General features: G+C 72.1%; 10 protein-coding genes. 8 read left to right on the top strand and 2 right to left on the bottom strand.

Annotated features, from left to right (window positions below; all coding sequences use genetic code 11):
• Both VGD70_RS35515 and VGD70_RS35510 read right to left on the bottom strand, forming a co-directional pair.
• A partial coding sequence (locus VGD70_RS35515) for an alcohol dehydrogenase catalytic domain-containing protein (protein ID WP_331089315.1) occupies nucleotides 1–381 on the bottom strand: 381 nt, incomplete at its 3' end.
• A 50-nt stretch (nucleotides 382–431) separates the two neighbouring features.
• The gene (locus VGD70_RS35510) at nucleotides 432–1925 is read right to left on the bottom strand and encodes an aldehyde dehydrogenase family protein (protein WP_331089313.1); all 1494 of its coding nucleotides are present in this window, start codon (nucleotides 1923–1925) and stop codon (nucleotides 432–434) included.
• A 230-nt stretch (nucleotides 1926–2155) separates the two neighbouring features.
• Between VGD70_RS35510 and VGD70_RS35505 the strand changes: the two genes are divergently transcribed.
• The 8 genes from VGD70_RS35505 to VGD70_RS35470 all read left to right on the top strand — a co-directional run.
• Nucleotides 2156–2608, top strand: a complete 453-nt coding sequence (locus tag VGD70_RS35505; RefSeq protein ID WP_331089311.1) for a Zn-ribbon domain-containing OB-fold protein — start codon at nucleotides 2156–2158, stop codon at nucleotides 2606–2608.
• Nucleotides 2605–3759, top strand: a complete 1155-nt coding sequence (locus VGD70_RS35500; protein ID WP_331089309.1) for a thiolase family protein — start codon at nucleotides 2605–2607, stop codon at nucleotides 3757–3759. Before VGD70_RS35505 ends, VGD70_RS35500 begins: the two co-directional genes overlap by 4 nt.
• Complete coding sequence (locus tag VGD70_RS35495; protein ID WP_331089307.1) at nucleotides 3756–4313, top strand: hypothetical protein; 558 nt, start codon at nucleotides 3756–3758, stop codon at nucleotides 4311–4313. Before VGD70_RS35500 ends, VGD70_RS35495 begins: the two co-directional genes overlap by 4 nt.
• Nucleotides 4310–5059 (top strand): SDR family NAD(P)-dependent oxidoreductase, encoded by a 750-nt coding sequence (locus VGD70_RS35490; RefSeq protein ID WP_331089305.1) that lies wholly within the window; start codon nucleotides 4310–4312, stop codon nucleotides 5057–5059. The genes VGD70_RS35495 and VGD70_RS35490 overlap by 4 nt, the downstream gene beginning before the upstream one ends.
• 11 nt (nucleotides 5060–5070) lie before the next feature.
• On the top strand, nucleotides 5071–6168 hold the full coding sequence (locus VGD70_RS35485) for a CaiB/BaiF CoA-transferase family protein (protein WP_331089303.1): 1098 nt from the start codon (nucleotides 5071–5073) through the stop codon (nucleotides 6166–6168).
• A gap of 74 nt (nucleotides 6169–6242) precedes the next feature.
• On the top strand, nucleotides 6243–6923 hold the full coding sequence (locus VGD70_RS35480; protein ID WP_331089301.1) for a GntR family transcriptional regulator: 681 nt from the start codon (nucleotides 6243–6245) through the stop codon (nucleotides 6921–6923).
• A gap of 68 nt (nucleotides 6924–6991) precedes the next feature.
• On the top strand, nucleotides 6992–8134 hold the full coding sequence (locus tag VGD70_RS35475; protein ID WP_331089299.1) for a thiolase C-terminal domain-containing protein: 1143 nt from the start codon (nucleotides 6992–6994) through the stop codon (nucleotides 8132–8134).
• Nucleotides 8134–8505 (top strand): Zn-ribbon domain-containing OB-fold protein (locus tag VGD70_RS35470; RefSeq protein ID WP_331089297.1); only part of this gene is annotated, 372 nt, incomplete at its 3' end. The genes VGD70_RS35475 and VGD70_RS35470, both read left to right, overlap by 1 nt.

Below are 8505 nucleotides of genomic sequence, written 5' to 3'. Positions count from 1 at the left end.
CTCGTCGTCGTGCATGCGGAAGGTGCCGTCGGGCATGGAGCCCTCGAGGATCGTGGCCCCGGAGTTGCAGAGGCCCTGCCTGCCGGTGGAGCAGTAGCGGCACACGCCGCAGGAGGGGATGAAGCTGCAGACGACGTGGTCGCCAGGCTTCACCCTGGTCACGCCGGGGCCGACGCGCTCGACAAGCCCGGCGGCCTCGTGCCCGCCGACGATCGGGAACCGGACGACGTTGTCGCCGTCCATCATGTGCAGGTCGGAGTGGCACAGGCCGGCGGCGGACATCTTGAGCAGGACCTCGTTGGGGCCGGGCTCGTCGAGCTCGACCTCACGGATCTCGAAGGGCTTGTGGTAGCCGGTCAGGACGGCGGCACGAGTCTTCATGGGTGTCTCCTGGTTGGTGATCGGCAGTGATCAGCGGTGATCGGCGAGGGTCAGCCGTGGAAGGTCCAGACGGACTTGGTCTCGAGGTATCCCTCGAGGCTGTCCGGCCCGAGGTCGCGGCCGTACCCCGACTGGCGGAAGCCGCCGAAGGGGGCGGCGGGGTCGGTGAGGCCCCAGCCGTTGACGTAGACGGTCCCGGCGCGCAGTGCCTTCGTAGCCCGGTGGGCGTTGCTGACGTTCTGTGTCCAGACCCCGGCCGCCAGGCCGTACTCGCTGGCGTCGGCGCGGCGCAGTACCTCGTCGGTGTCGTCGAACGGCAGCACCGTCAGTACCGGCCCGAAGATCTCCTCGCGGGCGCAGGCCATGTCGTCGCGGGCGTCGGAGATGACCGTCGCCGGGTGGAAGAAGCCGCCGGTCGGCACGTCGGGCCCGATGTGCACCCTCGCGCCTTCTTCGCCTGCCCGGCGGACGTGGTCGGCGACGCGCTCGAGCTGGCGGGCGTTGATCAGCGGGCCGAGGCCTGTCGTCGGGTCGAGGCCGTGACCGGAACGGAGGCCGTCGCCGATCGCGTGCAGCCGCTCGACGACCTCGTCGTGCACTGAGCGGTGCACGAACAGGCGCGACGGGGCACTGCAGGTCTGGCCCGAGTGCCAGAAGATCCCGCCGGCCGAGCCCTCGACGGCGGCGTCGAGGTCGGCATCGGGGAAAATGATGTTCGCGCTCTTCCCGCCGAGTTCGAGGGTCACGCGCTTGACCTGCTCGGCCGCGCGGCGGGCGATCTGCTTGCCGACGGCGGTCGAGCCGGTGAACGTGATCTTGTCGACGCCAGGATGGTCGACCAGTGCCTCCCCGGCCGTGTCACCGCGGCCGGGGACCACGTTGAGCACACCGGCCGGCAGGCCCGCCTCGATGGCCAGCTCGGCGAGCCAGAGCGCGGACAGTGGCGTCTCCTCGGACGGCTTGAGCACGACCGTGCAGCCGGCGGCGAGGGCCGGGGCGAGCTTCCAGCCACACAGCAGCAGCGGGAAGTTCCACGCGGTGATCGCGCCGACCACGCCGACCGGGTCCTTCTCGGTGCGGACGTGGATGCCCGGATGTGAGACGGGCACCGTGGCTCCGGTGATCTTGGTGGGCCAGCCGGCGAAGTAGTGGAAGGCCCGGGCGGCGAAGTCGACGTCGATGGCACGGGCCGCGCCGCGGACCTTGCCGGCGTCGAGTACCTCCAGCTCGGCGAACTCGTCGGCCCGGTCGAGGATCGCGTCGCCGATGCGGTGCAGCACCCGGCCGCGCTCGACCGGCGTCATCGTGCGCCATTCGCCGGACGGGTCGAAGGCTCGGGTCGCCGCGGCGACGGCCCGGTTGATGTCCACGGCGTCGCCGTCGGCCGCGGTGGCGATCATCTGCCCGGTCGCGGGGTCGAGGACGGGCAGATTCTTGCCGCTCAGCGTTGTCTGCGCCGTGCCGTCCACGAACACATGTGGGGCGAGGGCGAGCCGGGCAGAGACGGCGGCGGAGACGGTCGGCGTCTCGGCGGTGAGAGTCATCGGTGTCCCTTCTCGATATTTGATACATTGACACACTGTGGCACCAAGCACAACGCTTGACGATAGAGAAGGGCTCTGAAGTGCGATTATCGACTGCGCGGCTGTCCAGATGCGTCGGCCGTGGGCGCGATAGTCCCGCTCACTGGCTTGCTCAACTTGTATCAAGGATCTAAGGTTGGCCTCATGAGCGGGAGCCGTTAGCTCTCGACGACCGAACGCAGGAGGCGTCGATGCCCCCCACCACCGCCAGTTCGGCCCGTGCGCACACCTCGGGCCCGGCCGCGGCTCGCCCATTCCGGGAGGGCCTGCTCGCCCTCGACCCGCCGCGCCTTCTCGGTTCGCGGTGCGCGGCATGTGGCACGACCACCTTCCCGCCCCGGGACTTCTGCCCGGCCTGCCGCGCGGCGGAGGGGCTGCAGCGGATCGAACTCGCCGCGAACGGCCGCGTGCACTCGTACACGGTCGTCCGGCAGGCGCCGCCCGGTGTCGAGGTGCCATACGTGCTGGCGTGGGTCGACCTACCGTCCGACCAGGTCCGGTTGATGTCCACCGTTGTCGGGATCGCGCCAGAGGAGGTGGTGCTGGATCTGCCCGTCGAGCTGGAGGTCGCTCCGTTCGGCACCGCCGACGACGGTGCGGAACTCATGGGCTACCGGTTCCGTGCCGCGGAGGTGGCGGCATGAGTCTCGCGCCCGCGCATGTTGCCGGGGCCGGGATGGTCCGGTTCGGCAAGTACCCCGCTGAGGTCACCCTCGAGCGGATGGCGGTCGGCGCCGCCCGCGCCGCGCTCGCCGACGCCAGAGCGGATCTGACCCAGGTGGACGGCCTGTATGTCGGGCACGTGTTCGGCGGCCCGGTTGCCGGGCAGCGCATCGCCGCCCAGCTCGGGCTGGACGGCACACCGGTGTCGAACCACGAGAACTACTGCGCCAGCGGCGCGACGGCGATCCGGGAGGCGTGGGTCGCCCTCGCCGCCGGGCTGCACGACGTGATCCTCGTGATCGGCGTCGAGAAGATGACCGACCGTATCTCCGGTGGTGTCCGGCCCGATCCGGGTGACCTCGATGCCGCCGTGGGCTACGTGATGGCGGCCGGGCACGCGATGAGCGCGCGGCGCTACATGGCCGACCACGCCGCCACCCGCGAGCAGATCGCCGCGGTGGCGGTGAAGAACCACGCGCACTCGGTGCACAATCCGTTCGCGCAGTACCAGAAGCCAATCTCCCTCGAGCAGGTGCTCGGCGCTCGGCCGATCGCCGAGCCGCTCGGGCTGCTGGACTGCAGCCCGATCTCGGACGGAGCCGCCGCGGTGGTGCTGTGCAGCCCCGCCGGGCTTCGCCGGCTCGGGATCGCCGGGCCGGTGCCCAGAGTGCTGGGCGTCGGGCTGGTCAGCGGATCCGTGCAGACCGGGCTCGGCGATCTGAATGCGGAAGACGTCTCCCGCCGGGCGGGGGAGCATGCCTGGAAGCTCTCGGGGGTCGGTCCCACGGAGATCGACCTGGTCGAGATGCACGACTGCTTCACCATCGCGGAGATCGTCCGCATGGAGGGCCTCGGACTCGTCCCGCGCGGACAGGGCGCCGCCTGGACTGCGGCCGGCCACACCTCCCTCGGGGGCCGGCTGCCGGTGAACCCCAGCGGTGGCCTGTTGTCCCGAGGCCACCCCGTCGGCGCCACCGGTGCCGCCCAGGTCTGCGAACTCACCTGGCAGCTGCGCGGCACCGCGGGCGGCCGCCAGGTCGACGGCGCGCGTACCGCACTCGCGTACTGCAAGGGCGGCACCGTGAACGGCACCGACGGCGGCTCGGTCACCACGGTGGTGATGACCCGATGACCTCGACACCCGCAACGCGCTTCACAGCCTCCGGTGCCGGTTCGGCCGCTGACGTGCACGTGGTCGGCGGCGGGGCACTGCTCACCGCGGTCGAGCGGGCCGCCGCCGCCGTTCAGCCGTCCGCGCCGGCGGTGTGTGTCGTGCCGCGGATCCCGGCCCGTGCTCCGCTGGCCGAGCTGAGCGATGCGCGGCTCAGCGAGGAGATCGGCGATGCGCTCGACGAGACACTGGCAGCGGTTCAACAGGAGCTCGCGTTCCTGCGCGGCGGCAGGCTGGTGTTCGTCCTCCCCCCAGGCCCCCTGATGGCGGCGAGCGGGTACGCGGGCGCCTCCGCGGTGACCAACGGCGTGCTCTCCATGGCCCGCACACTGGCCATCGAGCTGGCCCACGACTCGGTGACGGTGAACGTCCTCGCCATCGACACAGTGGGCACGGAGTTGCCCGGCGCGCTGGCGGGGCAGCTCGCCGCCCTGCTCGGACCAGGCGGCCAGCACATCACCGGCCAGGAGATCTACCTGACGGCCGGATCCGATCTGGGGAGGCTGCGGCCATGATGCTCCATGGGAAGCTCGCCCTGGTCACCGGGGGCGCCGGCGGCATCGGCCGCGGCATCTGCGCCCGCCTCGCCCGGTGCGGCGCGACCGTCGTGGTCGCCGACCTCGACGGCGATGCGGTCCGCGCAACCACCCACGAGCTCGCCGGCATGGCCGAGGGTCGTCTGCACCCGGTCGTCCTCGACGTCACCGATCCGGACTCCCGGCACGCCGCGATCGCCCGCTGCGCCGAGCTCGGGGGAGTGGACCTGCTGGTCAACTGTGCCGGCGTGCTGCGCGACGCCCGGGTGGGCAACCTCGACCCGACCTTGTTCCGGCGCCTGCTGGAGATCAACCTGCTCGGCCCGCTGGCCCTCATCCGGCTCGCCGCACCCGGCATGGTCGAGCGGGGCGGGGGAGCGGTGGTGAACCTGGCGTCACGCGCCTGGCTCGGCACGTTCGGGTCCACGGCCTACTCCACGGCCAAGGGCGGCCTGGTCGGCGCGACGCGCTCGCTCGCCCTCGAGCTCGGCCGCTCCGGGATCACGGTCAACGCGATCGCCCCCGGCTTCGTCGAGACCCCGATGACCGATGGGCTGCCTCCGCAGGTTCGCCGCCGCACCCTCGATGCCATCCCGGTCGGGCGCGCCGGGCGGCCCGACGACGTCGCCGACGCCGTCGCCTATCTCGCCACCGCCCCCTACGTGACCGGGCAGGTCCTGGTCGTGTGCGGGGGGCGCAGCATCGGCGACCCCTACGCCGCATGAGGAGCAGAACCATGCAGGACATACACGACGGGCCCCTTGCCGGGGTCAAGGTCGTCGAGTTCGCCGGGCTCGGGCCCGGCCCGTTCGCCGCGATGCTGCTCGCCGACGCCGGTGCGGACATCATTCGGATCGACCGGCCCACCGGCCCGGTTGACGGTGGCGCCCTCACCCGAGGGCGGCCCTGGCTGGGGCTCGACCTCAAGACCTCCGAGGGTCGCGACAGCGCGCTCGAGCTCGTCCGCCGGGCCGACGTACTGGTCGAGGGCTTCCGCCCGGGCGTGATGGAGCGGCTCGGACTCGGCCCGAAACGCTGCCACGAGGAGAACCCGCGGCTCGTCTACGGCCGGATGACCGGCTGGGGACAGGACGGGCCCCGCGCGCGCGAGGCCGGCCACGACATCAACTACCTCGCCCTCACCGGCGCGCTGCGCTCGATCGCCCGACGCGGCGAAGCCCCGGTCCCGCCGCTGAACCTGGTCGGCGACTACGGCGGAGGCGGGATGATGCTCGCGTTCGGCATCGTCACCGCCCTGCTCGAATGCCGCCACAGCGACCGAGGACAGGTGGTCGACGCGGCCATGGTCGACGGGGTGAGCCTGCTGATGACCGGGATCTGGAGCCGGGCGGCGCAGGGCCGATGGTCCGGCGAGCCGGGCACCAACGACATCGACTCCGGTGCCCCGTTCTACGACGTCTACGCCACCGCCGACGGCGAGTACATGGCCGTCGGCAGCATCGAGCCGCGGTTCTGGGCCCGGTTGCTGGAGGGCCTCGACCTCGACCCCGCGGCGCTGCCCGCCCAGTGGGACCGCGAGCAGTGGCCGCGGCTGAAGGAGACGGTTGCCGCCGCGTTCGCCACCCGCACCAGGGCGGAGTGGACGGCGGTCTTCGCGGTACTCGACGCCTGTGTGACCCCGGTGCTGTCGCTGGCCGAGGCGCCCGCCGATGCCCACCTCAGCGCTCGGCGCACCCTGGAGCACCACCCCGACGGGCCGCAACCCGCGGCCGCGCCGCGACTCGACCGGACCCCGTTGCGATCCCGCACCGCCGACCCCCTCGACGAGACCCTGGCGCGCTGGGGCATGCCCACCCCGGTGGGTGCGCGATGACCGCCGCAGAGGTTTCTCCGACCAACGCGGTGATACTTTATCCATCCCAGAGCACGCGAACGGGGGGAGCAGCGGTGGCCGGACGGGCTCGCGCCGACTCCCGCCTACGCGGGCGGCGCCGCGCCCTGAGCGTCGAGGTGGCCGAGCACATCCGCTCCATGATCTTCGACGGCAGGCTCAAGGCGGACCAGCGGGTCCCGCAGGACGCCATCGCCGAGGAGCTCGGGGTGAGCCGACTCCCGGTGCGCGAGGCTCTGATCGCCCTCGAGATGGACGGGCTGGTCACCTCCGAGTCGCACCGGGGCACCTTCGTGGTGCCCATCCGGTCCGAGGACATCACCGACCACTACAAGCTGTACGGAATGGCTCAGGGGCTGGCCGCCGCCGGAGCCGTCCGGCGGATCACCAATCCGGTGCTGACCAGGCTCGACGAGCTGCACGAGCAGATGTGCGCCAGCGACGATCCGGATCTGGTGCACGACCTGAACTGGGAGTTCCACGCCCTGATCAACAAGACCGGGGCGAGCCGCCGGACTCTGTCGATCCTGCGGCACCTGTCGCACAACCTGCCGCGCGAGGTGTACAGCCTGCCCGCGGCGGCGAGCCCGCAGGCCAACCGCGGGCACGCCCGGATCATCGCCGCGCTGCGCGCCGGCGACGCGGCGGAGGCCGACCTGGCCAACCGCGAACACGTCCGTCAGGAAGGCGACCAGGTCGTCGCCGCGCTCAAGCGCGACGGCATTCTCGCCGACTGAGCCTGATCCCCGGCGGGCCGGAGAAGGCCGCCAACTTGTATCCAACATCCGGACAACGGAGGTTCGGGATGGGCACCCATGTCGCGGTCGCCGGCATCGGCACCACCGCCTACGGGGCGCTCGGGCGCACCGCCGATGACCTCGCCGCGGCGGCACTGCGTGCCGCGCTCGACGACGCGGAGCTCGCCGTCACCGAGATCGACGGCCTGCTGACCCACCGCGTCGACAGCTACGAGGGCCTCGCCGCCGCGCACGGCCTCGACCCGCGCTGGACCGCGCAGTTGCCGCCGGAGGGCCGGATGACCGGGCCCGCGATTCAGCTGGCCGCAACGGCGATCCGCGAAGGCCTGTGCCACACCGTCGCCGTGGTGTACGGCAATGACGGCCGCACCCGGGGCGCCACCTACGGGGCCGGGAACTCCGGGTCCACCCCGGCCGGCGAGGGCTACGGCAGCACGCCCGCGTTGACCGCCCCGTACGGCATGACCTCGCCCGGCGCCTTCTCGGCGCTGATGCTGCAGCGCCACCGCCACCTGTACGGCACCACCGACGAGCAGCTCGGCACCGTGGCCACGACGTTCCGCGACCACGCCGGCTGCAACCCGCAAGCGCTGCGCCGGCAGCCACTGACACTGGAGGACTACCTCGCCTCCCGCTACATCGTCGAGCCGCTGCGCATCCTGGACTACTGCCAGATCAACGACGGCGGCGTCGCCCTGGTGCTCACCACCGCCGAACGCGCCCGCGATCTGCCGAATACACCCGTGCACGTCCTCGGCGCCGCGCAACGCGCCCGGCTGACCGGGTCCGACCTCCCCCCGGAGGACTTCTGGGCATCCGCCCTGACCGAGGTCGGCAACGCCGTCCTGCACGCTGCGGACCGAGACCGCGCAGCGGTCGACGCGCTGATGACCTACGACAACTTCAGCCCCAATGTCCTGTTCACCCTCGAAGGCCTCGGCTGGTGCAAGCCCGGCGAGGCGGGCGAATGGATCGCCGACGGCCGCATCGGGCTGGGCGGGGAACTGCCCTGCAACACCTCCGGGGGGCAGCTCTCCGAGGGCTATCTGCAGGGCTGGGGCCTCATCGTCGAAGCCGTCCGCCAACTCCGGGGGGAATGCGGACCGCGGCAGGTCCCCGGCGCGCGCACCATCCAGTACGCCTGCGCCGCGCCGATCGTGTCGTCGGTGCTGTTCGGGACGGAGGCCTGATGTACGTCCAACCGCACGTCGACGGGCTCCGGGCCGGCGAGCTGCGCGTCGCCCGCTGCGGATCCTGCGGCACGCCGGCCTTCCCCCCACCCCGCATCTGCCCGCGGTGCGCCACCCGCGACGCCGCCGAGTGGTTCACCGCATCCGGACGCGGGACCGTCTGGTCCTTCGCCGTCTTCCACAAGACCTACCTACCCGGGCACCCCGCGCCCTACCGGGTGGCCATCGTCGAGCTCGCCGAAGGCCCCCGGATCATCACCACGCTCACCGGCCTGCCCACCGCCGACATCCGGGTCGGCCAGCCAGTGATCGCGGACGTCGACGCGCACAGTGAGCCGCCCCGCGTCGTGTTCCGCCCCGAACCCGAAGGA

It is taken from the genome of Actinophytocola sp., from assembly GCF_036402745.1.
Taxonomy (GTDB): Bacteria; Actinomycetota; Actinomycetes; order Mycobacteriales; family Pseudonocardiaceae; genus Actinophytocola.
Note: the sequence above shows the minus strand (reverse complement) of the source record. Positions and strands in the feature narration are given on the sequence as shown.

Coding starts and splice junctions, on each gene's coding strand:
- VGD70_RS35505 (WP_331089311.1), top strand. CDS start 2,156: ATGCCCCCCACCACCGCCAGTTCGGCCCGTGCGCACACCTCGGGCCCG.
- VGD70_RS35475 (WP_331089299.1), top strand. CDS start 6,992: ATGGGCACCCATGTCGCGGTCGCCGGCATCGGCACCACCGCCTACGGG.
- VGD70_RS35510 (WP_331089313.1), bottom strand. CDS start 1,925: ATGACTCTCACCGCCGAGACGCCGACCGTCTCCGCCGCCGTCTCTGCC.
- VGD70_RS35485 (WP_331089303.1), top strand. CDS start 5,071: ATGCAGGACATACACGACGGGCCCCTTGCCGGGGTCAAGGTCGTCGAG.
- VGD70_RS35495 (WP_331089307.1), top strand. CDS start 3,756: ATGACCTCGACACCCGCAACGCGCTTCACAGCCTCCGGTGCCGGTTCG.
- VGD70_RS35500 (WP_331089309.1), top strand. CDS start 2,605: ATGAGTCTCGCGCCCGCGCATGTTGCCGGGGCCGGGATGGTCCGGTTC.
- VGD70_RS35490 (WP_331089305.1), top strand. CDS start 4,310: ATGATGCTCCATGGGAAGCTCGCCCTGGTCACCGGGGGCGCCGGCGGC.